A 23,285-nucleotide genomic window follows, 5' to 3' on the forward strand; every position below is an offset into this window, starting at 1 on the left:
TTACGCCTGTTGCGGCTCGGCCGCGCACGCGGCGTCGAACGCGCGCTGCAGCGCGGCCGCGTCGAGCTCCTCGCCGATCAGCACGAAGCGGCTCGCACGCGTTTCGCCGTCCTGCCAGCGACGATCGAAATAGCTGTCGAAGCGGCGGCCGACACCCTGGATCACGAGCCGCATCGGCGCATCGGGCAGCGCCGCGAAGCCTTTCGCGCGGTAGATCGTGTGCGTCTCGACCACGCGCTGCAGCGCCGCGATCGTCGCCTCGCGCGAGCCCGCGTCGCCCGACACCACCACCGAATCGAAATCGTCGTGATGGTGGTCGTGATCGCCGTCGTCGGCCGAGCCGTGATGGTCGTGCCGCAGGTGGATCGTTTCCTCCGATGCCGATGCGAGGCCGAGCAGCATCGCGAGGTCGAGCTCGCCGCGCGTCGCGCGCACGATCTTCACCTGCGGCGGGATTTCCTCGCGGATCGCGGCTTCGACGTCGGCGAACTGCGCGTCGGCGACGAGGTCGGCCTTGTTCACGATCACGAGATCGGCGGACGACAGCTGGTCGGCGAACAGTTCGTGCAGCGGCGACTCGTGGTCGAGGTTCGGATCGGCGCGGCGCTGCGCGTCGACGGCCTGCGGGTTCTCGGCGAACTGGCCGCTCGCGGCGGCCGGCCCGTCGACGACGGTCACGACCGCGTCGACCGTGAAGCTGTTGCGGATCGTCGGCCAGTTGAAGGCCTGCACGAGCGGCTTCGGCAGCGCGAGGCCCGACGTCTCGATCAGCACGTGATCGATGTCGGCGCGGCGCTCGACGAGCGCTTCCATCACCGGATAGAACTCCTCCTGCACGGTGCAGCACAGGCAGCCGTTCGCGAGTTCGTACAGCTGGCCCGACGCTTCGCCCTGCGCGCCCTCGGCGCCCTCTGCATCCTCGCAGCCGATGCCGCAGCCCTTGAGGATTTCGCCGTCGATGCCGAGCTCGCCGAATTCGTTGACGATCACCGCGATGCGGCGGCCTCCGGCGTGCTGCAGGATGTGACGCATCAGCGTGGTCTTGCCGCTGCCGAGAAAGCCCGTGACGATCGTGACGGGAAGCTTGCGTAGGGTCATGGTGGGTCCTGTGTCGAAAAGGGAGTCAAGCCGAGAGCGTCACGTCGATCTCGTCGTAGCGTTTGATGCGGTAGATCGCGGCCGACACGATCCAGCACGCGAGGAACAGGCCGATCACGACGTAGCCGAGCATCCCGAAATGCGATGCGACCATCGTCGAGAAATTCCACACCGGGCCGTGCAGCGAGAGTTTATCCGCGAGCAGCGCGAGCACCTCGATGCCGCCGATCAGCGCGGCAACCAGCACCGACACGAACGTGATCGTCATGTTGTAGTAGATCTTGCGGATCGGCCGCACGTACGCCCAGCGGTACGCGCCCATCATCAGGATGCCGTCGGTCGTGTCGACGAGCGTCATGCCGGCGGTGAACAGCACCGGCAGCACCATCACCGACCAGAACGACAGGCCGCCCTGCACCTGCGTGGCCGAAATGCCGAACAGCGCGATTTCGGTCGCGGTATCGAAGCCGAAGCCGAACAGGAAGCCGACCGGATACAGGTGCCAGCTGCGCGACACGAGGCGGAACAAAGGCCGGAACAGGCGGGCCAGCACGCCGCGCTGGTTCATCAGCATGTCGAGGTCGGCGTCGACGATCGGCTCGCCGCGGCGGGCTGCGCGAAAGGTCCGGTAGACGGAGATCAGGATCAGCAGGTTCGCGGCCGCGAGCACCAGCAGGAAGAACGCGGACACGCTCGTGCTGATCACGCCGCCCCAGGTCTTCATGCTCTCGAAGCGCGCGAGCGATGCCGCGGTCAGCGCGACCGCCACGGACATCACGATCACCACCGTCGAATGGCCGAGCGAGAAGAACAGGCCCGCGCCGAGCGGGCTGCGGCCCTCCTGCATCAGCTTGCGCGTGACGTTGTCGATCGCGGCGATATGGTCGGCGTCGACCGCGTGGCGCAGCCCGAACACGTAGGCGAGCAGCGCGGTACCCAGCAGCACGGGCTGGTCGCGGAACGCGACGAAGGCCCAGATCCACGCGCCGACGTTGAAGGCGGCGAGCAATGAATAGATCGCGACGATTTTGCCGCGCAGCCCGGACGGGCTGTCGTTGAACAGGCGGAAGAACGAGCCGAGCATGATGCTCCCTTGCGAACGGTCGACATGGTGAATGCCAACACGGCCGTCGTCGGCCCGGCGCGCGGCGCTGGCCGTGCTTCGCCCCCGGCCCGCGCGCGCAGCGGCTGACGGATCGGCGGAGGAAGCGGGCAACGCTCGGGCGTCCGGCGAACTGCGGCCGTGGACGATGCGCCGCCTCCCCGCGGCGCTGAACCCCAACGTTTCGGCCGGTATCCGGGCTGACGAACACGCCGCTTCGCCTTCCCGGATGCACGGCATCCAGTGGCGGTCGTCCGCATGCGGCAGGCATGCGGCGAAGCGGCGCTGCATCGCGCTGGGCGCGACGCGTTCGCTTACCGTTGCGGGGGCAGCACAGGTTGGCTCGACTGCGGCGCAGGCAGGCTCCCTGTTTCCCGTTTAACTGCGCGCGCCGGAGGAGCGCGCGCGAGCACCAAAACGCGTGCGAGTGTAGGCGGCGGTGCGGGGAGCGTCAAGGCGGAACGGGCCGGCGCGGTGCGTTCGGCCCGGCCGGGGCACCGCGCCGGGGGCGCCTGCGGCGCCCGCACGGCGGGTTCGCGCGGGCCGACCGCTGTGCTATCGTATGCGCCGCGTTCGGTGCTCGCATGCGCATTCCGCGCACGCAGTTAAACGGGAAACAGGAGGCGGAAGTCCGCCCGGCCTGTGCTGTCCCCGCAACGGTACGCCGCCCGCGCGCCGCGGTTCCCCCGCACGCGCCCAGGCCGCCCGCGATGCCACTGCCCTTCAGCGGGCGGGAAGGCTGCGGCCTGGCAAGCGGCCAGCCCGGATACCGGCCGACGCAAGGGGCGAGCCCGCTGCTCGCCGAACGCCCGATCCGCGGGGGACGGATGGGGTGCGCTTTCCGCCCGCGCTCGCGCGGGCTTCGCCCGATCCGTCATGCCTTGCCTGTCCGCCGGCCGTCGATGTGCCGCTCGCTTGCCCCTTCCCACTGCTACGACACGGTGTGCGCCGTGCCGCGTCCGATGAGCCGCGCCTGGCTCGTCGGCGCCGGCCCCGGCGACGCCGATCTGCTGACGCTGAAGGCCGTGCGCGCGATCGCCGCGGCCGACGTGCTGCTCGTCGACGATCTCGTGAACCCCGACGTATTGCGCCATGCGCGCGCCGACGCGCGCATCGAGCACGTCGGCAAGCGCGGCGGCCATGCGTCGACGCCGCAGGAAACCATCGTCGCCGCGATGCTCGCGCACCTGCGCGCGGGCCGCAGCGTCGCACGGCTCAAGGGCGGCGATCCGTTCGTGTTCGGCCGCGGCGGCGAGGAGCTGCTCGCGCTCGGCGCGGCCGGTTTCCCGGTCGAGGTCGTGAACGGCATCACGGCCGGTATCGCAGCCCCGGCCGCGCTCGGCATTCCGGTCACGCATCGCGGCGACGCGCAGGGCGTGATCTTCGTCACGGGCCACGGCGCGGGCGCCGACGAACCCGACTGGCGCGCGCTGGCCGCGACCCGGATGACGGTCGTGATCTACATGGGCATACGCCGGCTCGACGCGATCGTGGCCGCGCTGCGCGACGGCGGCGTGCCCGGCGACATGCCGTGCGCGGCGATCGAGAACGCGACGCGCGACGGGCAGCGGCACGTGCTCGCGACGCTCGACACCGTCGTCGAACGCGTGGGCGCGACCGGTATCGGTTCGCCCGCGATCGTCGTGATCGGCCGCGTCGCGGCGCTCGCCGACGATCCGGCGATGCGCGCCGCGCTCGGCGGCCGCGCATGATGCGCGTCGCGCTCGGCGTCGGGTTCCGCGCGGGCGTGACGGCCGCGCAACTCGATGCCGCGATCCGCGCGGCGCTGGCGCACTACCCGGACGCCGAGCCGGCCGTCGTCGCGACGCTCGCCGACAAGGCGCGTGCCCGTTCGCTGCGCACGCTGTGCGCACGCCGCGGCTGGCCGCTCGTCGCGTTCGACGCGGCGCGGCTCGCGCAGTGCGCCGAACCGGCATTGAGCGCCCCGTCGGCTGCCGCGCTCGCGCGTTTCGGCGTCGCGGGCGTGGCCGAACCGTGCGCGCGACTGGCGGCGCCGCATGGCCGGCTGCTCGGCCCCAAATCCATCCGGGACGGCGTGACGGTCGCGCTCGCCGGCCCGCTCTGAACCCTTTGTTTCGCTTTCGACAGGACGATTCCCGATGAAGACCGATGCCGAATCCCATCAGCGGATGACCGAACGCCGCCGCGCCGGCCATGAAAAGAAGCAGGCTGCCGCCACCCAGGAAAAGGGCCTGCTGATCGTCAACACCGGCAACGGCAAAGGCAAGAGCACGGCCGCGTTCGGCATGGCCGTGCGCGTGCTCGGCCATGGCATGCGGCTCGGCGTCGTGCAGTTCATCAAGGGCGCGCTGCATACGTCCGAGCGCGACTTCCTCGGCGCGGTCGCCGAATGCGACTTCGTGACGATGGGCGACGGCTATACGTGGAACACGCAGAACCGCGACGCCGACATCGCGACCGCGCGCAAGGGCTGGGACGAGGCGCGCCGGATGATCGAAAGCGGCGAGTACCGGATGGTGATCCTCGACGAGCTGAACACCGTGCTGAAGTACGAATACCTGCCGCTCGACGAAGTGCTCGCGACGCTCGTCGCGCGCCCGGAATCGGTGCACGTCGTCGTCACCGGGCGGCATGCGCCCGATGCGCTGATCGATGCGGCCGACCTCGTCACCGAAATGCGGCTCGTCAAGCATCCGTACAAGGAGCAAGGCGTGAAGGCGCAGCGCGGCGTGGAGTTCTGACCGATGCCGGCCTGCCCCGCGCTGTTCGTCAGCGCGCCCGCGTCCGGCCAGGGCAAGACGTCGGTGACGGCCGGCCTCGCGCGGCTGCACCGGCGGCTCGGCCGGCGCGTGCGCGTGTTCAAGACCGGGCCGGATTTTCTCGATCCGATGCTGCTCGAACGCGCGAGCGGCGCGCCCGTGCATGCGCTCGACCTCGGGATGGTCGGGGAAGCCGGTTGCCGCGCACTGCTCGCCGATGCGGCGCGCGATGCTGACCTGATCCTGATCGAAGGCGTGATGGGGTTGTTCGACGGCACGCCGAGCAGCGCCGATCTCGCGGCCGCGTTCGGCGTGCCGGTCGTCGCGGTGATTTCCGCGAAGGCGATGGCGCAGACGTTCGCGGCGATCGCGTTCGGGCTCGCGCGGTTCCGGCCCGAGGTGCCGTTTCACGGCGTGCTGGCGAACCGCGTCGGGTCGCCGCGACACGCGGCGCTGCTGCGGCAGGCGCTGCCGGACGACTTGCGCTGGCTCGGGCACGTGCCGGCCGATGCGGGCATCGCGCTGCCGGAACGCCATCTCGGCCTGCACCAGCCGGCCGACATCGACGATCTCGATGCGCGGCTCGAGCGTGCGGCCGACGTGCTCGCGCAGACGGCGCTCGCCGAATTGCCGCCGGCCGTTGCGTTCGCCGAACCGGACGTCGGCGCCCCGCTGCCGCGCGCACTCGCCGGCAAGCGGATCGCGATCGCGCGCGATGCGGCGTTCTCGTTCATCTATCCGGCCAATCTCGCGCTGCTCGATGCGCTTGGCGCGCAGCTGCGGTTCTTTTCGCCGCTTGCCGACCAACCCGTGCCCGACGCTTGCGATGCGCTGTTCCTGCCGGGCGGCTATCCGGAGCTGCATGCGGCGACGCTCGCGGCGAATGCCGTGACCGCGCGGACGATTCGCGCGCACGCGGCGGCCGGCCGGCCGATCGTCGCGGAGTGCGGAGGGATGGTGTATCTGTGCGAATCGCTGACCGACGTGGATGGCGCGGCGACGCCGATGCTCGGGCTGCTGCCGGGCCATGCGACGATGCAGCGCCGGTTCGCCGCGCTCGGGATGCAGCAGCTGGATACGCGCACCGGGCCGATGCGCGGCCATACGTTCCATTATTCGCGGCTCGATACGCCGCTGGCGCCGGTCGCGAACGCCGCGCGCCCGGGCGGCGAAGCGGGAGTCAAAGCGGGCGACGGCGAAGCTGTCTATCGCGACGGGACGATCGTCGCGACCTACATGCACATGTACTGGCCGTCGAATCCGCCGGCGGCGGCGGCGCTGTTCAGCGGCGCGGCGTGGTGACGCGCGGCGACCGAGTGACGCGGCGGGGCAAGCCCGCCGTCACGGCTTCTCCCGTCCGGGCGCTTCCGATCTGGAGGTCCGGATCACGGTCCCGTCCGGCGAAAAATGCGCATTGAACATCGCGTCGCCCGATACGCCGCCTTCGGCCCAGTGCCAGCTCCAGACTTCTTCGTGGCTCAACGCGTATTGCGAGACCGACGTCGGCTTGCCGAGCAGTTGCCGCACGTCGTCCTTCGTCATCCCCGGCACGACCTTCGCGATGTTTTCCGCACTCAGCGCCTGCGTGATCGACATGAGCCTGCCGTCCGGCCCGAAGTCGAGCATGTACGTGCTCGTCCCGAACGGGCCGCGCGGATACTCGTACCGCTGCGAGCCGTCTTCGTTCTGCCTGACCATCTCGGGCTTGCCCGCCTGGCGCAGCACGTCCTCGGTCGTCGAGACGCCCGGCTGGAGATTGCCGAACGCCATCGGATCGGGCTTGATCGCGTTGACCGCGTCAGCCACCTTCTGATCGTCGCATCCGGTCAGGAGGAAGCCGAACGCGCAGGCCGTCAGCGCGATGAGGAGAGGTTTTCGCATGTCGTGGGGGCGGTATCGATTGAGCGGGGCCGGCGCGTAGGGCCAAACGACGCAGTGCGGGCCCGGGTGTGAGCGGTCGAGCGACGCGTGCCCGGCCGTGCAGGCCGGAAAACGCCGTTCGTTCGGCGAGCCGCGCGGCCGAATGCGCGTTGCTGCCGGCGGCCGGAGCGGATCGCGCCGTGCGGGCCGTCCGCTCGTGCCGACGACTGCTCCGACGCGAACTGGAGCGTAGCACGCGTCCTGGCGGCGCCATGTCAAGGACCGTCAAATCCATCCCGCCGGGATGCCGATGGGCCGATGGGCCGATGGGCGATGCGGGCGCCGCGCGCGGGCCGCAACCGTCACACCAGGAACGTTTCCGCCAGCTTGACCCAGTACGACGCGCCGGTCGGCAGTGCCGCGTCGTTGAAGTCGTAACCGGGGTTGTGCACCATGCAGCCGCCCTCCCCGTCGCCGTTGCCGATGATCAGGTAGCAGCCCGGCCGCTTCTCGAGCAGGAACGCGAAATCCTCGCTGCCGGTAAGCGGCACCATCCCGTCGATCAGGTTCGCGTCGCCGACCCACTCGCGCGCGACGCCGCGTGCGAACGCGGTCATCTCGGCGTCGTTGACGAGCACCGGGTAGCGGCGCTGGTAGTCGATCGTCGCGGTCGCGCCGAACACGGCCGCCTGCGCATGAACGACTTCCTTGATGCGCGTCTCGAGCAGGTCGCGCACCTCGGGCTTCAGCGCGCGCACGGACAGGCGCATCTGCGCGCGGTCGGGAATCACGTTCGGCGCCTCGCCCGCGTGGATCGCGCCGACCGTGACGATCGCCATGTCGAGCGGCGACACGTTGCGCGACACGATCGTCTGCAGTGCGATGACGATCTGCGCGCACACGACGACCGGGTCGATCGCCTTGTGCGGCACCGCGCCGTGGCCGCCGCGCCCCTGCACGTCGACGATCACGGTATCCGACGATGCCATGAACGGCCCCGGCAGGAAGCCGAACTTGCCCGTCGGGAAGCCCGGCATGTTGTGCATCGCGAAGATCGCGTCGCACGGGAACTGCTCGAACAGCCCGTCGTCGAGCATTTTCTTCGCGCCGCCGAGCCCTTCCTCGGCTGGCTGGAAAATCAGGTTCAGCGTGCCGGAGAAGCGGCGCTCGCGCGCCAGGTGCTTCGCGGCCGCGAGCAGCATCGCCGTGTGGCCGTCGTGGCCGCACGCGTGCATCTTGCCGGGGATCGTGCTCTGGTACGGCAGGCCGGTCGACTCGTGGATCGGCAGCGCGTCCATGTCGGCACGCAGGCCGAGGCGCTGCGTGCCGTTGCCGACCTTCAACTGCGCGACCACGCCCGTGCCGCCGAGCCCGCGATGCACCGTGTAGCCCCATCCCTGCAACTGCTCGGCAACGAGGTCGCTCGTCGCGAATTCCTCGAAGCCCAGTTCGGGGTGGGCATGGATGCGGTGCCGGATCTCGATCATTTCGTCGGCGAGGCCTGCGGGGATCACGCTGTGCGTCACGGTGTCGTCTCCTGGGTTCCGTGGGAAATGTGCAGGCAAGGATAGTCGGTTGAGCGGCAACCGGACAGACAGAAAGTCGTCGCGGCGACAACCTGGAGTTGCCGGGCGATCAGCGTGGCACGCGACGAATCGCACGGCGGGCGGAAACCGGCCGTCCGGGCGACTGCCGCGCACGATCGGGACGCGCGACACTGCGTGTTCGGTCTCGATTTTTCCGGTGGGAGCGACGGTTGATTGCCATTCGTCATCCAGGAATAATTCCATCACATCAACGGGTTGAGTGCGTTTGTTCATTTTTTGACGGTTGTACATTTTTTGTGTACGCTGATGGAAAAGTAAACAAGTGATCTGCCCTGATGCCCGAGAACGCCACCCTGCCGATATCGGAACAACACGTGCTCGACGAAGCCTGCACCGCGTTCGAACGCGCGACGGGGCGCTTCAACGCACGGCCCGTGCGCGTGCCGGCCGCCTACCACGCGCATGCCGACGCAATGATCCGCTTCGGCATCGCCGGGCAGACCGTCGAGATGCCGGTGGTGGTGAGCATCGGCATCGAATCGCTGCAGGGCGCGCTCGCCGTGTTACGCCGCCACCGCGCCACCTCGATGCCCGGCGAGCGGCCGCTGATGCTGGTCGCGCCGTATTTTTCGGCCGAACTGGCCGCCCGCCTGATCGAGCACGAGATCCCGTACCTCGATACCGCCGGCAACGCGTGCCTGATCCAGCTGGAGGCGACCGTGATGATCTCCGGCCGGCCGAAACCGCCGCGCACGCCGCGCCGGCAGGCATCGCGCGCGACGACGCCCAAGGGGCTCGCCGTGATGTTCGCGCTCGCGACGCAGCCGGGCCTCGTCGCGCAACCGCTCCGGGCGATCGCCGCCGCGTCGGGTGTCGCGCTCGGCACGGTCAATCTCGCGATGGACGACCTGATCGCACGCGGCCTCGTCGCGCAGCGGCGCAACGGCGAGCGCGTGTTTCCCGACTGGCCGCGCGTCGTGCAGGAATGGGTCGCGCTGTACCCGAGCCGCCTGCGCGCGAAGCTGCCGAGCCGGCGGTTTGCCGCACTCGCGCCCGACTGGTGGCGCGGCTTCGATTTCGCGGCATTCGACGCGCGGCTTGGTGGCGAGCCCGCGGCCGACCTGCTGACGCACGACCTGAAGCCGGCCGCGATCACCGTCTATACGCACGGCGCCGTGTCGAACCGCCTGCTGCTCCAGGCGCGCCTGCGCCCGGACGAGCGCGGCGACGTCGAGTTGCTCGAAGCATTCTGGCCGCCGTCGCCGGCGCTCGACCGGCAGGAGCCAGACGTGCCGCTCGTACCGCCGCTGCTGATCTACGCGGATCTGGTCTCGTCCGGGGACAGCCGCAATCTGGCCGCCGCCGAACACATCCATGACCGATACCTCACCCACCCGCCCGCTTGAAGTCGACGCGCGCCGGCCGCTCGAGCCGGCAGCGATCGCGCTGCTGCAGGCGCTCCGTGCAGCCTGCGCGCAACTCGACGCGGCATTCGTCGTCGCCGGCGCAACCGCGCGCGACATCCTGATGTGGCATGTCCACGGCATCCGGCCGGTGCGGGCGACGCGGGACGTCGACGTCGCGGTGTGCGCGGTGAGCTGGCCGTTTCACGAACGGCTCGTCGATGCGCTCGTCGCGACCGGGCAATTCGCACGCGCGCCGAAGCATCGGCAGAAACTGCTGTTCGACAGCGGTACGCAAGGCTTTCGCACGGAGCTCGATCTCGTGCCGTTCGGGCCGCTCGAGGCGCCGCCCGGTGAAATCGCGTGGCCGCCGGGCGGCGAGGTCGTGCTGAACGTGCTGGGCTTTCAGGAGGCGGTCGATACGGCGCTCGCCGTGTCGATCGGCGCCGGCGTCGCGGTGCCGGTCGCAAGCCTGCCGGCGCTTGCGCTGTTGAAGTTGCTCGCGTGGAAGGACCGGCGGGCGCGCCAGAACAGCGACGCGTACGACCTGCTGTTCCTGCTCACGCATTTTCACGACGCGGGCAATCGCGAGCGCATCTGGGACGTGGCGCCCGATCTGCTCGAACGGCACGATTTCCAGCCGGCGCTGGCGGCCGCCGCGCTGCTGGCGCGCGATGCGAAGCGGATTGCGTCGCCGCAGACGCACGATGCGATCCGCGCGCTGTTATCCGACGAAGCGATTTACGCGACGCTCGGGCTGGACCTGCAGGCCCGAGCGTTCGCGCTGCTGCCGGGTGAATTCAGCGCTGACGCCGACCGGTATCTCGACGCGTTCCGCGGCACTTTCCTCGCGGATCCGCCCGTTCCTCGCGCATGACGTGCGACCGCGCGACAGCAACGCCAGCGGGCATTCACAGCGCTAGGCCGAGGCCGCCCAGTCCTCGAGCGACAACCCCGCGACGCGGCTGAATTCTCGACTGTTGTTCGTGACGAGCACGGCACCGGCCGCGATCGCGTGACCGGCGATCGACGCATCGTTCGCGCCGATCGGCGTGCCACGTGCGGCAAGGTCGACGCGAATCGCCGCCGTTGCATCGACCGCCGCGGTATCCCACGACAGCACGCCGTCCAGCCGCGCGACGAAGGCCGTCACGAGTTCCGCATGCTTCGGCGATGCCTTTCTGCCGACCGCGCCGAACCGCATTTCGGCATAGGTAATCGCCGATACGACGATCCGGTGCTGCGCATTGACGCACGACTGCAGCCGGGACAGCACCACGGGCGGCCGCTCGCGCATGATGAACGAGCAGATGTTCGTATCGAGCATGTAGAGCGTGGTCACCGGCCCGACTCCGTCGGCGCGTCGTCATCAGCGCCGGAAAGGTCGAAACGACCGGATTCGACGACAGCCGGGCGCTCGACGAGGAAGTCGGCATCGGCCAGCGGTTCGCTCGACAACGAAAGCCACGTCGGCCGCACCGGACGCAGCAGCAGCGTGTCGCCCTCGCGGCGGATCTCGAGTTCCGTCACCCCCTCGAATTCCATGTCCTTCGGGATGCGGATTGCCTGGTTACGGGCGTTCTTGAAAATGGAAACGGTGCGCATGAGCCACTCCACGGGAGTACGATGCGCCCATTCTAGGCATATGCTGGCATATGTCAATGCCGGAGAGCGCGGAATCGGGATCGCGCCCAATGCTGTCGCGGGTGTGCTTGCCATGTCGTCACGACCTGTCTGCGATGAGGGAGCGATCCATTCTTCCTCATGCCGCTCGCCCGAGCCATATCCCGAACGGCCGATGCCCGCCCCCTTCAAGCCGCGCGAAACGTCGACGCCTTCAGATCGACACGTCGATGTTCCGCGCCCCCACCCCGTCACGGCAACCGGAAAGTGTCGAAGAATGTCTCGCGCTCCATCACGGTGAGCGCCGCGCGCTTGTGCGGGAAGTCGAACTCCTTCAGCGTGTAGAAGCCGAGCCGGTGCATGTACGCGATATGCCGCACGTGATCGACGCGCGGCTCGCCGACGAGCCGCTGCGTGCGCGGTTCGTCGACGAACATGTAGTGCAGCACCCCGCTCCACCACGCATGCAGCTTGCCCGCGCTCTGGAAGCGCGAGTCGCCGATCAGCAGGTGCAGCCCGCGATCGTAGTCGTGCGCGTCGTAGAACGGCGCGAGGCGGTCCTCCTTCGCCCAGTAGAACTCGAAATAGCCGAACGGCGTGTCGTCGAAATAACCGATCATCGGATGCATGTGCGGATCGGCGAGCCGCTCCGCGAGATACGCGGCGTGCTCGTCGCGCGTGCCGCGCTGATCCCAGAAATGCGCGACGCGATCGAGGTTCATCCAGTCGCTGAACAGCTGCGCATGCGCGTCGATGTCGACGGTGCGCAGGCTGAACGTCATCCCGACCTGCGGCATGTAGCGCGCATAGATCTCGCCGGCCGGCGACGGCGGCCGCACCGGATGCCGGTGGCCGTTCGTGATCGTGTAGCGCAGCGGCATCCCGCCCGACGCAGGCGCCTTCAGCCACGGCCGCGGGTTCTGCCAGAAGGTCGCGCGCGACGCGCCCAGGCGCAGCCGGTCGCCCGTGATTTGCGCGCCGTCGATCACGCCGTCGCGCACCGCGCGGGCGACGTACGACGCGACGGCCGCCGGATCGGCGCCGCCGAGCGGCACCGATACCGTCGCCGCGTCGTGCCGCGTGTCCGTATTGAACAGCGCGACGAATTCCGCGAGCAGCGCGGCCGGCGGATCGTCGGGCCGCCACGTGTCGAGCGTGCGCTCGACGGCGGGCGGCTCCTGCCCGTGCGCGGCGCCGTCGAGCGCCGCGGCCACCTCGCCTTCGACCGCGTCTGTCGCGTTGGCCGGTTTCGTCAGCGTGTCTTCCATCACAGTGCTCCCGCGTCGTGGCGGTCGGCGAGGATGTGCAGCCCCTGCTCGAGCGCCGGAAACAGGCTGCGCTGGAAGTTGTTCCAGCGCAGTTCGAGAATCGTGTCGTCCGGCGCGATCGGCGTGTCGAGCACGTCGCGGATCACCTCGCCGGAATCGATGCCGTTGTCGACGTAATGGAACGATGCGCCCGTCATCGTCACGGGTTCGACGCGCGACGTCGCGCCGCTCGCCCAGTCGACCCGTTCGCCGCGCGCGCCGTGCAGCGCGTCGAGCGTTGCCCACGCACCGCGCCGCTGGTACGGCGAATCGTCGGCCGTGATGCCGGGGTGGATGTTCGCGATGCGGCGGTGAAAGCGCGCGCCGGGGCGCACGAGCTCGTCGAGGATCACGAGCAGCCCGTCGAGCACGACCACGTCGGCGTCGAGTTCGAGCAGGCGTTCGAGCAGGCGGCGCTCGAACGCCTGCTTGCCCGTCGCGCGCTCGCGCGCGTCGCGCGGCAGCCGGCGGTACGTCGACGCAATCGTGCAGAACAGTTCGTCGACCGGCCGGCCCTGCACGGTCAGCCCGTCGGGCAGGATCCACGGGCGGCCCGGCGTGCGCGCGAAGCCGTAGTCGGCAACCTTCGCGCGGTCGGCCGGCGAGCCGTCGTCGTCGTCGACGATCACGCCCTTGAGCGCATAGCGTTCGCCGAGCGGCGAGTCGTTCAGGCGCTCGACGAGGAATTCGAGCGGCGCCTTCATGTAGCGCGTGCCGCCCTGGTAAGCGACCGGCTGGCCGGCGCGATCGGCCGCGCCGTTGCGCAGCGACTGGATGTAGACGAGATTTTTCTTCGGCATGGAGGCGTCGTGGAAAAAGCGGACGACGGCGCCGCGGCACGCCCGCACGGCCCGAAGGCCGGCCGGCGCGCCGCGGCGCGCGGCGTCACCAGTTGTATTTCGCGGTGGCGATCACCGTGCGGTCGGTACCGAAAATGCAGACGCTCGTCGACTGGCAACCGCTGATGTAGTGGCGGTTGAACAGGTTCGTCCCGTTCACGGCAAAGCGCCAGTTACGCGTGTCGTAGTGCACGCCCGCGTCGAACAGCGTGTAGCTCGCGACCGTCAGCGAGTTGTCGGCCGCACCGGCCGACGCGCTCTGGTAGCGCACGCCGCCGCCCAGGCCGAAGCCCGTGAGCGGCCCCGTGTGCCAGGTCCAGTCGGCCCACAGCGACGCCATCTGGCGCGGCCGCGGAATGTCGACCGGCCAGTTGTTCAGCGATGCGTCGTTGGCCTTCACGTTCTTCACGTCCTGGTAGACGTAGGACGCGATCAGCGACAGGTTTCGCGTCAGCTTGCCGGTCGCGTTCAGCTCGATCCCGCGCGAGCGTACTTCGCCCGTCTGGACCGACGTCGTGCCGGACGGATCGAGGTCAAGCGGCGTCGACGTGAGCACGTTGGTCTGGTTGATCTGGTAGATCGCCGCGCTCAGCATCAGGTTCTTGCCGGGCGGCTGCCAGCGCAGGCCGGCCTCGATCTGCTTGCCGCGCGTCGGCTGCGGCAGGCCGCCGCCGAACAGGTTCACGCCGATCAGCGGGTTGAACGACGTCGCGTAGCTGATGTACGGCGACAGCCCGTAGTCGCCCTGGTACGTCAGGCCCACGCGGCCGGTGAATGCCGTGACGTCGGCCTTCGACTGCGTGCCGCCCTCGCGGTCGTCCATCCGCTGGTTGACCCAGTCCTCGCGGCCGCCGAGCGTCAGCGTCCAGCGGTTCCACTTGATCTGATCCTGCACGTACAGCCCGAACGTGTTCATCGTCGTGTACGTGTTGGTGCGGTACGTGGTGTTCGGCGGCGAGAACACGGACAGCGTGACGGGCGTGTAGACCGGGTTGTAGATGTTCAGCGTCGACGCGGCGGCCAGCCATTCGCTGTCGGTCGCGGTCTGCCGGTTGTACTGGAAGCCGAGCAGCAGCGTGTGCTCGAGCGGCCCCGTGCCGAAGCGGCCCTGCAGGTTGTTGTCGATGTCGAAGCGGCTGTAGTTCGTCTGGAACACGCCGGCCCAGCGATTGATGTCGGTCAGGCTGCCGTCCGCGAAGCCCGCGCCGAACACCGAGCCGTTGTCGAGCGACAGGTGCATCCAGCGCACGTTCTGCCGGAACGTCCACATCGCGTTCAGGTTCCGCTCGAACTGGTAGCCGAGCGACCACTGCTTCTTGCGGTAGTAGTTGAAATCCGGGTCGCCGCCGTAGACGTCCTTGCTGAGCTGTCCGTTCGGGTTCGGCAGCACCGTGCCTTGCGCCGGCAGGAAGTTCGACGAGATGTCGCCCCAGTCCTGCAGGTAGGTCGCGGACAACGTCAGCGACGTATCCGCGTCCGGGCGCCAGCGGAACGACGGCGCGAGCGCGACGCGCTGGTCGTTGTTCGGGCCGGTCAGCGCGTTGCCGTCGCGCGCGACGCCGACGAACCGGTACGCATACTTGCCGTCCGCGTCGAGCTTGTCGCCGACGTCGATCATGAACTGCTTGCGCGCGTAGTTGCCGAACTGCACGCCGGCTTCGCGCACGCGCTCGCCGTCGGCCGTCTTGGTCTGCACGTCGATGATCGCGCCCGGGTCGCCCGCGCCGTACAGCACCGACGTCGGCCCGCGCAGCACGGTGATGCTGTCGATCATGTACGGATCCACGCGCCAGCTCGACAGGTTCAGCGTGTTCGGCACCTGCAGGCCGTTCACGTACGCGGTCGGCGTGAAGCCGCGCAGCGCCGCGTACCAGTCGGACCGGTTGTCCGAACCGTACGACGAGAAGCCCGGCACGTAGCGCAGTGCCGCGTTCACGTCGGTCGCGCCGGTCATCTCGATCTGCTGCGCGGTGACGACGTTGACCGTCTGCGGGATGTCATTGATCGACGTATCGGTCTTGGTGCCGGTCCGGCTGCGCTTCGCGACGAGCCCGACCGTGCCGTCGCCTTCCGAGCCCGCGTTGACGTTGATCGCCGGCAGCGTGCCAGACGTCGAGCCGTTCGGCGCGCTGGTCGCCGTACCGGCCGCCGCACCATTCTGCGCACTGCTGGCCGACGCCGCGGCGCCTGCGTTCACGGCCGGCGCCGTCTGGGCGAATGCGTGCCCTGCCGCCATCCCGAACGCCACGCTCGCCGCGGCTGCGATCGCACGCACACGCGTGCCTGTTGCCCACTCCATCTTTCTCTGCTCCACTTTTTTGATGCGGTCTCCGACCGCGCCTTTGTCAAAGAGCGAAAGCCATGCGGCCCGCGCTCGCCCCGTTTTGATGTCGTTGTTCATGCTGTGCCCGGGCCGCGCCATCGTCATGGGCGGGCACGATCCCTTCTTCGAGCGACGCGCAGATCTCGTCCGCGCGGCGTGCCAGGACCGACAGCAGCGTGTCGGACAGGCCGTGGCTGTCTTCGCAGCAGCCTTGCAGGTAGATGCGCGGCGCGAAGTGCTCGGGCGTCGCGAGCAGGTAGTCGCGCGCGACGTCGCCGCGCGTGAGCGCATCGCCCAGATGCGGCGCGAGTCCTTCGAGCAGCGCCGAATGCGTGTCGCGCCGGTAGCCGGTCGCGAGCACGAGCGCGTCGAAGCGCTCGACGCGCGTGGCGCCGTTCATCCGGTCGCGCAGCGTCAGCTCGATGCGGCCGTCGGCGGTGCGCAGCGCGGCCTCGATCGCGCTGTTCGCGAGCAGCGCATGGCGCGGCGTGCCGTCGATGCGCTGCAGGTACAGCATCTCGTAGATCTGCTCGATCAACGGACGGTCGACCACCGCATAGTTGGTGTCGCGATAGCGCTCGAGCAGCGCGCGTCGCGCGTCGTGCGGCTGCGCGTAGACGACGTCGGTGAACTCGGGGCTGAAGATCTCGTTGACGAACGGGCTGTCGTCGGCCGGTTTCAGTGCGCCCGCGCGCATCACGAGGCTCGCGTCGACGTGCGGGAAGCGGCGCGCGAGGTCGATGAACACCTCGGCCGCGCTCTGCCCCGCGCCGATCACCGCGACGCGGCGGCGCTCGCCGTCCGGCGCCGCGACCAGCCGATCGATGTCGGTCAGGTACGATGACGAATGGATCACGCGGTCGCGGCCGAGCGCGGCGAACGCGTCCGGCACTGCCGGCGTGCCGCCGACGCCGACCGACAGCGCACGCGTCACGCGCTGGCGTTCGTGGCCGGCCGCATCGCGCGATACCACGCGCAGCGCGTCGATGCGCGCGCCGTCGCCGCGCACGGGCTCGATCGCCGTGACGGTTTCGCTGTAGTGGACGTGCTCGTCGAACGCGTCGGCGACCCAGCTCAGGTAGTCGTGGAATTCGACGCGGGTCGGATAGAAGTTCTTCAGGTTGACGAATTCGTTCAGCCGGCCGCGTTCGAACAGATAGTTGATGAACGTGTAGCGGCTCTTCGGATCGCGCATCGTGACGAGATCCTTCAGAAACGAGATCTGCATCCGGCAGTCGTCGAGCAGCATGCCGCGATGCCAGCCGAATTCCGGCTGGCGTTCGACGAAGCAATGCGCGAACGGACGCGCGCCGTTACGTTCCGCGAGGCGCACGGCCAGCGCCAGATTCGACGGCCCGAAGCCGACGCCGATCAGGTCGAATACGGTTTCTCTCTGCATGTCTCTCAGTTCCCTTGTCAGTGAATCCGGCCCGTCAGACGTGACGGCCGGAGAAGAAGGTCTCGCGCAGCGCGCGCATCCACAGCGGCTGCGCGTCGGCGAGCGCCAGGCGGCGCTGCCGCGCGAAGCCATGCCGCGCGAGGGTATCGACGACCCGCGCGCGGCCGGCCGGAACCGCGCAGCCGACCGCTTCGGTGCGCGGATCGTCGAGAAACAGGTAATGCACGACGGACGGCAGCCAGCCCGCGACGCAATGCGGGCCGCGCCAGCGTGACGCGCCGACCAGCATCCGCAGCCCGCGGTCGTAGTCGCGCGCGCCGACGTGCGGCGCGAGCGGGTCTTCCTTCAGCCAGAACGCCTCGACGTACGCGAACGGTTCGCCGTCGAAGCAGCCGACGAGCGGGCTCACGTGCGGATCGGCATCGGGCGCCGTGCCGTCCGCGCCGGGCTGCGTGCCCGGCCAGCCGTCGCGCACGCGCGGCTCGTCGAACCAGTGCGCAAGGCGCGCGGCATCCTCGCCCGGCTGCCAGCCGCGCAGCGTGAAGCGCACGCCGAGCGCCGGCAGGTCGCGCGCATATACGTCGCCGCGCGGCGCCGGCGGCCGGCGCGGATGACGCCGGCCGTCGGTCAGCATCGGCAGCGTCGCGCACGGCAGATGCGTGCCGACGCGCCACAGATCGGCCTGCTGCGCCCAGCCTTCGCGCATGCACCGGCCGCCGTCGGCGAGCACGCCGCTCGCGCGCAGCGCATCGAGCGCGACCGCCGGCCACGCGGCCGGGTCGAGCCGGATCGCCGCGTGGCGCGCGCTGTCCGAAAACGCCGCGGCCAGCGCGGCCAGCAACGCACGGCGCTGATCGGCCGGCGCCGCGCGATGGTTGTATGCGACGAGGCGCAGGCCGCCGTCGTCGCCGAGTTGCGCGCGCAGCAACTGCGCGCCGATGCCGTCGCCCTGCGCGACGCGGATCTCCGCGCCGTCGCGCACGGCGAACAGGCCGTCCGCGAACGCGAGGCGGTACGTATCGAGCATCGTGAATCCGTCCGGACGCACTTCAGCCAGCATCGCGCACCTCCAGTCGCGTGTGCGCCGATGCGTCGAGACGCGCGCCGAGCGCCGCGAGCGTCGGCGCCGCGAACACGTCGGCCACCGTCAGCGCGTGACCGGCGCGGCTCGCCGCATCGACGAAGCGCACCACGTCGAACGACGTCGCGCCGGCCTCGAACAGATCGGCATCGGGCGCGGGCGCGGCCGTCGCGAACGTGTCCGACCACAGCGCGGCGAGCGCGGCAACCGTGTTTGGCGCGCGCGATGACGCCGCGACAGCGGTTGCGTGGCCGGCCGGTGCGACCGCGACCGCCGCCGGCGCGGCGAACAGCGCATCGGGCACGCCGAGTGCCGCTTCCGGCGCACCGGCGAAACGCGCGACTTCATCGTGGTAAAGCTCGACGAGCGCATCGACGAAACCGCCGTCGAGCAGTTCGTCCGCATAGGAGAACGCGGCGCTCACGCGCCCGTCCGGATGCTCGACGACGTCCAGCTCCAGCGTGAACACGACGCGATGACGCACGTCGTCGAAGTCGGTAAGCGTCAGGCCGGCCCAGTCGCGTTCGGCCGCGCCGGTCGGGCGCAGGTAGTTGAACATCACCTGGAACAGCGGATTGGCCTGCGCGGCACGCGGCGCGCGCAGCGCCGCGACGACGTCGGCGAACGGCACGTCCGCATGCGCATAGGCGGCGAGCGCCGTATCGCGCACCTGGGCGAGCACGTCGGTGCGGCGGGCCGCCGCGTCGATCCGCGTGCGCACGACCACGGAATTGATGAAGAGACCGAGCGCATCGCGCGCCGCGTCGCCCGTCAGCTCCCGCGTCGATGCCAGCACGCCGACCGGCTGGTCGGCCGCACCGGTCACGCGGAACAGCGCGGTGTTGAGCGCCGCGTGCAACAGCATCGGCAACGTCGCGTGCGCAGCCGACGCGGCGTCGCGCGCGGCACGGATCAGCGACGCGTCGAACGCGAACGCGATGCGCGCCGCCCGCCATTGCGGGACGGCCGGCGCGTCGGCGCGCCGCGGCAGCACGGGCGACGGCAGGTCGGCCAGCGCGTCACGCCAGTACGTGACGCGGGCCGGGGGGCACGGCGCGGGCAGCACGAGCGGCGTGCCTTCCGGCGGCGTCGCAACCGATGCGGCTTCGCCGCGTACTTGATCGACATAGCGTGCGCGCACCGCGTCGAGCCACAGCTCGATCGATTCGCCGTCCGACACGATGTGATGGATCGTCACCGACAGCACGTGATCGTCCGCGCCGAGCCGCAGCACGCGGGCGCGCCACAGCGGCGCATCGGCCGCGAGATCGAATGGCGCGAGCGCATCGGCGTCGGTCAGCGCCACCGCGCGGGCGAGCGCGTCGGGCTGCGCGGACAGGTCGACGAGCGGCAGCGCGACGGGTGCCGCGGCGTCGATCCGCTGCCCCGGCAGCATGCCGTCGCGCGCGACGAGCCGTGCGCGCAGCGCCGGGTGCGCGGCGGCCGCCGCCGAGAACGCCGCACGCAGCGCAGCGACGTCGAGCGGGCCGCGCACGCGCAAAGCGACCGGGATGTTGTATGCGGCGCTGTCCGGCTGTGCGCGCCACAGGAACCACAGGCCGAGCTGAGCGGGCGACAGCGGCCACACGCCGTGCGCATCGGGTTTGACCACCGCGACACCCGGGGCCGCGGCGCCGGCGTGCGCGGCGCGCGGCGCGTCGGCCACCTGGCGCGCGTATTGCGCGAGCACCGGCGCTTCGAACAGCGCGCGCACCGGGACGTCGCGGCCGAGCCGCTCGGCGACGCGCGTCGCGACGCGCACCGCCGCCAGCGAATGACCGCCGAGTTCGAAGAAGTGATCGCCGCGGCCGACGCGTTCGAGGTTCAGCACGTCGCGCCAGATCGCCGCGAGCGCGGTTTCGTCGCCGTCGTGCGGCGCCTGGTATGCGCGTTCGACGCGCACCGGCGCCGGCAGCCGCGCACGGTCGACCTTGCTGTTCGCGTTGCGCGGCAGCGCGTCGAGCACGATCAGCTGCGCGGGCACCATGTAGTCGGGCAGCGTGCGGCGCAGATGCGCGTCGAGCGTCGCGGCTTCGACCGGTTGCGCGGCGGCCTGCGCATCGGCGGTCAGTTCGACGTAGGCGACGAGCTGTGCCTGCGCGCCCTGCCCGTGCACGACCGCGCACGCTTCGCGCACCGCATCGTGCGCGGCCAGCTGGGCCTCGATCTCGCCGAGCTCGATGCGCAGCCCGCGCAGCTTCACTTGATGATCGACGCGGCCGATGAAGTCGAACACGCCGTCCGCGCGACGCCGCACGAGGTCGCCGGTGCGATACAGGCGTGCGCCCGGCGCGCCGTACGGATCGGGCACGAAGCGCTCGGCCGTCAGCGCGGGACGGTCGAGATAGCCGCGCGCGACGCCGATCCCCTCGCCGCCCAGGTACAGTTCGCCGATCACGCCGACCGGCAGCGGATGCAGCCGCTCGTCGAGCACGTGCGCGGTGCGCGCGCCGACCAGCGTGCCGATCGGCAGATAGGCGGCGTCACCCAGTTTCGCGAGCTCGTCGCCGGGACGGAACATCCACAGCGTCGGCGTAATTACGGTTTCGGTCGGACCGTAGCCGTTGACCACGCGCACGTTCGGCATCGCGCGGCGCAGCATCGCGAACGCCTCGCGCGACGTCGCCTCGCCGCCGACGGTCAGCGAGCGCAGCGTCGGCGGCGCGCCGTGCGCGAGCGCCCATTCGGCGAGCTGCGCGGCGCAGCCGGGCGGCACGTAGGTCATCGTCACGCCGTCGCGGACCATCATCGCGCAGGTCTGCGCGGGCGGCCACAGCACGTCGGCCGTCACCGACACGGCGGCGCCCGACAGGTATTGCGAGAACCAGCCTTCGTGCGCGCCGTCGAAGTTGACCGACTGGAACAGCAGGAACACGTCGTGCTCGCCCGCGCCGTAGCGCTGCGCGATCGCCACGCAATGCCGCGCGAACGCCGCGTGATCCACGATCACACCCTTCGGCTTGCCGGTCGAGCCCGACGTGTAGATCGCGTATGCCGCATGGCCGGGCAGCACGTCCGGCAGCGCGACGTCCGCGGCTTCGTCGAGCGCGTCGACTGCGTCCGCGCGCCAGACGCGCAGCGCCGGCAGTTCGGGCAGCGACGCGGCGCTCGCGCCGTCGGTCAGCACGTGCGCGATGCCCGCGTCGCCGACGATCTGTGCGAGGCGTTCGCGCGGATGAGCCGGATCGAGCGGTACGAACGCGGCGCCCGACTTCAGCACCGCGATCAGCGCGACCAGCAGGTCGACCGAGCGCTGCAGCGCGACGCCCACGCGCATTTCGGGCCGCACGCCGGCCGCGACGAGGTTGCGTGCGATGCGTGCCGCGCGCGCATCGACCTCGCCGCGCGTCAGCGCGCGATCGATGTCGGCGACGCCGCGGGCATCGGGCCGTGCGTGCGCATGCGCGGCGATGCGCGCGTGCACCGGGATGAACGGTTCGGCTTCGGCCGCGCCCGCCGGTGCGTTCCATGCGAAGAGCTGCGCGAGCTCGTCGGCCGGCAGCCAGTCGAGATCGCCGACCGGGATGTCGGGGCGCGCGAGCGCATCGCCGAGCAGCGTGACGAAGCGCGCGGCCAGCCGCGCGATCGCGTCGCCGTCGAACAGGTCGAGCGCATGGATGAACGCGGCATCGAAGGTGCCGTCGGGCGTCGCCTCGACGGCAAGCGTCAGGTCGAATTTCGCGGACGGCGTGCCGGACGGCAGCAAGGCTGCCGATGCCGAACCCAGCGCGGGCAGCGCGCGGCGCTCGCCGTACGCGGCCATCACCTGGAACAGCGGATGGTGGCTCGCGCTGCGCGGCACGCCGAGCGCGTCGACGACCTGCTCGAACGGCACGTCCTGGTGCATCTGCGCATCGACGAGCGCGCGCTGCGTGCGCGCGACCAGCGACGAGAAATCGCCGTGCGCGGGCACGTCGACGTCGATCGCGAGCGTGTTGACGAAGAAGCCGATCAGGCCGGCCGTTTCCGCGCGTTCGCGGTTCGCGGCCGGCACGCCGACGCAGATTCGCGCATCGCCGGTCGCACGCGCGAGCAGCGCGTCGAGCGCCGCGAGCAGCACCGCGAACGGCGTCGCGCCCGACGCGGCCGCGAAGGCGCGCAGCTGCGCACCGGTGCGTGCGTCGAGCGAGAACACGTGACGTGCGCCGCGCGCGCTGCGGCGTGCGGGTCGGGCGGCCGCGCCGGGCAGCGTCAGCACGCCGCGCTGCGGATCGAGCCGTTCGCGCCAGAACGCCAGTTGGCGATCGCGCTCGCCGGCATCGAGCCAGCGACGCTGCCACAGCGCATAGTCCGCGTACTGGATCGGCAGCGGCGCGAGCGGCACCGGCACGCCCGATGCATACGCGCGATAGAACGCCGCGAGTTCGTCCAGCATCACGCCCGACGACCAGCCGTCCGACACGATGTGGTGAACGGTCAGCGCGAGCCAGTGATGCGCCGGGTCGAAGCGGATCAGGTGGGCGCGCACGAGCGGCGCCGCGCCGAAATCGAACGCGTCGGCTTCGTCGGCCGTCGCGACGTGTTCGGCGCGCGCGACGCGCTGCGCGGCGGGCAGTGCTTCGAGATCGGTCTCGCGCCACGGGCAGCGCAGCGGCGGATGGATCGTCTGCGCGACGCCATCCTCCGCTTCGTCGAAGGTCGTGCGCAGCGCTTCGTGGCGCGCGATCAGCGCATCGCATGCGAGCCGCAGCGCATGCGTGTCGAGCGGGCCCGTCAGCGCGAGCCGCTCGGTGATGTGATACGCGTCCTGCGCGTCGATCAGCCGCGCGTGCAGCCACAGCCGCGTCTGCGCGAACGAGGCCGGCACGCGGTCGCTGCGCAGCGTGCGCGGCGGGATCGGCAGCACGCGGAAGTCGATGCCGGCCGCGCCGAGCTTGTCGATGAACACGGCGCGCTGCGCGTCGGGCAGTTGCGCGAAACGCGTCGCGAGCGCGAGCCAGTCGGGTTGAACCTTCGTCATCC

18 protein-coding genes and 2 riboswitches are annotated in these 23,285 nt (G+C 70.4%); of the genes, 6 read left to right on the forward strand and 12 right to left on the reverse strand.

Annotated elements, in window-relative coordinates:
* Both cobW and U5771_RS10375 read right to left on the reverse strand, forming a co-directional pair.
* Entirely contained in the window at positions 1-1,098 is a 1,098-nt protein-coding gene (gene cobW / locus U5771_RS10370; protein WP_322023873.1) for a cobalamin biosynthesis protein CobW, read from the reverse strand.
* Between the two features lie 25 nt (positions 1,099-1,123).
* On the reverse strand, positions 1,124-2,182 hold the full coding sequence (locus U5771_RS10375) for a HoxN/HupN/NixA family nickel/cobalt transporter (RefSeq protein WP_322023874.1): 1,059 nt from the start codon (positions 2,180-2,182) through the stop codon (positions 1,124-1,126).
* A gap of 186 nt (positions 2,183-2,368) precedes the next feature.
* Positions 2,369-2,632: riboswitch (cobalamin riboswitch) on the reverse strand.
* A gap of 125 nt (positions 2,633-2,757) precedes the next feature.
* Positions 2,758-2,993, forward strand: a riboswitch (cobalamin riboswitch).
* A gap of 169 nt (positions 2,994-3,162) precedes the next feature.
* Here U5771_RS10375 and cobA point away from each other — a divergent pair.
* From cobA to U5771_RS10395, 4 genes are read left to right on the forward strand one after another with little or no spacing between them, the layout of a single operon-like run.
* Complete coding sequence (gene cobA / locus U5771_RS10380; protein WP_322023875.1) at positions 3,163-3,912, forward strand: uroporphyrinogen-III C-methyltransferase; 750 nt, start codon at positions 3,163-3,165, stop codon at positions 3,910-3,912.
* A complete protein-coding gene (locus tag U5771_RS10385) occupies positions 3,909-4,286 on the forward strand; it encodes a cobalamin biosynthesis protein (RefSeq protein ID WP_322023876.1) in 378 nt (125 codons plus the stop codon). The genes cobA and U5771_RS10385 overlap by 4 nt, the downstream gene beginning before the upstream one ends.
* A 34-nt stretch (positions 4,287-4,320) precedes the next feature.
* Positions 4,321-4,923: a cob(I)yrinic acid a,c-diamide adenosyltransferase gene (cobO, locus tag U5771_RS10390; protein ID WP_322023877.1), complete on the forward strand. Its 603-nt coding sequence runs from the start codon at positions 4,321-4,323 to the stop codon at positions 4,921-4,923.
* 3 nt (positions 4,924-4,926) lie between these two features.
* The gene (locus tag U5771_RS10395; protein WP_322023878.1) at positions 4,927-6,243 is read left to right on the forward strand and encodes a cobyrinate a,c-diamide synthase; all 1,317 of its coding nucleotides are present in this window, start codon (positions 4,927-4,929) and stop codon (positions 6,241-6,243) included.
* A 39-nt stretch (positions 6,244-6,282) separates the two neighbouring features.
* On the opposite strand, the gene bamE is transcribed toward U5771_RS10395, so the two are convergent.
* Both bamE and U5771_RS10405 read right to left on the reverse strand, forming a co-directional pair.
* On the reverse strand, positions 6,283-6,822 hold the full coding sequence (gene bamE, locus U5771_RS10400) for an outer membrane protein assembly factor BamE domain-containing protein (protein ID WP_322023879.1): 540 nt from the start codon (positions 6,820-6,822) through the stop codon (positions 6,283-6,285).
* Between the two features lie 341 nt (positions 6,823-7,163).
* Complete coding sequence (locus tag U5771_RS10405) at positions 7,164-8,327, reverse strand: M20 aminoacylase family protein (protein ID WP_322023880.1); 1,164 nt, start codon at positions 8,325-8,327, stop codon at positions 7,164-7,166.
* 356 nt (positions 8,328-8,683) lie between these two features.
* On the opposite strand from U5771_RS10405, the gene U5771_RS10410 reads away from it, so the two are divergent.
* Together U5771_RS10410 and U5771_RS10415 are read left to right on the forward strand one after the other, a co-directional pair.
* Complete coding sequence (locus U5771_RS10410; protein ID WP_322023881.1) at positions 8,684-9,754, forward strand: type IV toxin-antitoxin system AbiEi family antitoxin; 1,071 nt, start codon at positions 8,684-8,686, stop codon at positions 9,752-9,754.
* Positions 9,723-10,628, forward strand: a complete 906-nt coding sequence (locus U5771_RS10415; RefSeq protein WP_322023882.1) for a nucleotidyl transferase AbiEii/AbiGii toxin family protein — start codon at positions 9,723-9,725, stop codon at positions 10,626-10,628. The genes U5771_RS10410 and U5771_RS10415 overlap by 32 nt, the downstream gene beginning before the upstream one ends.
* Before the next feature lie 42 nt (positions 10,629-10,670).
* Here the strand turns inward: U5771_RS10415 and U5771_RS10420 are convergent, their stop codons facing one another.
* From U5771_RS10420 to U5771_RS10455, 8 genes are all read right to left on the reverse strand, one after another.
* A complete protein-coding gene (locus U5771_RS10420) occupies positions 10,671-11,093 on the reverse strand; it encodes a PIN domain-containing protein (protein WP_322023883.1) in 423 nt (140 codons plus the stop codon).
* On the reverse strand, positions 11,090-11,356 hold the full coding sequence (gene vapB, locus U5771_RS10425) for a type II toxin-antitoxin system VapB family antitoxin (RefSeq protein ID WP_322023884.1): 267 nt from the start codon (positions 11,354-11,356) through the stop codon (positions 11,090-11,092). The genes U5771_RS10420 and vapB overlap by 4 nt, the downstream gene beginning before the upstream one ends.
* Positions 11,357-11,625: 269 nt before the next feature.
* Entirely contained in the window at positions 11,626-12,642 is a 1,017-nt protein-coding gene (locus U5771_RS10430) for a GNAT family N-acetyltransferase (protein ID WP_322023885.1), read from the reverse strand.
* Positions 12,642-13,481 carry a formyltransferase family protein gene (locus tag U5771_RS10435; RefSeq protein WP_322023886.1) on the reverse strand — a complete coding sequence of 280 codons (840 nt, stop codon included), beginning with the start codon at positions 13,479-13,481 and terminating at the stop codon, positions 12,642-12,644. Before U5771_RS10435 ends, U5771_RS10430 begins: the two co-directional genes overlap by 1 nt.
* 85 nt (positions 13,482-13,566) lie before the next feature.
* Positions 13,567-15,819 (reverse strand): TonB-dependent siderophore receptor, encoded by a 2,253-nt coding sequence (locus tag U5771_RS10440; protein WP_322023887.1) that lies wholly within the window; start codon positions 15,817-15,819, stop codon positions 13,567-13,569.
* Between the two features lie 46 nt (positions 15,820-15,865).
* Entirely contained in the window at positions 15,866-17,242 is a 1,377-nt protein-coding gene (locus U5771_RS10445; protein WP_322023888.1) for a lysine N(6)-hydroxylase/L-ornithine N(5)-oxygenase family protein, read from the reverse strand.
* A 34-nt stretch (positions 17,243-17,276) separates the two neighbouring features.
* Positions 17,277-18,302: a GNAT family N-acetyltransferase gene (locus U5771_RS10450; protein WP_322023889.1), complete on the reverse strand. Its 1,026-nt coding sequence runs from the start codon at positions 18,300-18,302 to the stop codon at positions 17,277-17,279.
* Positions 18,292-23,283 (reverse strand): non-ribosomal peptide synthetase, encoded by a 4,992-nt coding sequence (locus tag U5771_RS10455; RefSeq protein WP_322023890.1) that lies wholly within the window; start codon positions 23,281-23,283, stop codon positions 18,292-18,294. Before U5771_RS10455 ends, U5771_RS10450 begins: the two co-directional genes overlap by 11 nt.
* Positions 23,284-23,285: the final 2 nt, after the last annotated feature.

The organism is Burkholderia sp. BCC1977, assembly GCF_905339595.1.
Taxonomy (GTDB): Bacteria; Pseudomonadota; Gammaproteobacteria; order Burkholderiales; family Burkholderiaceae; genus Burkholderia.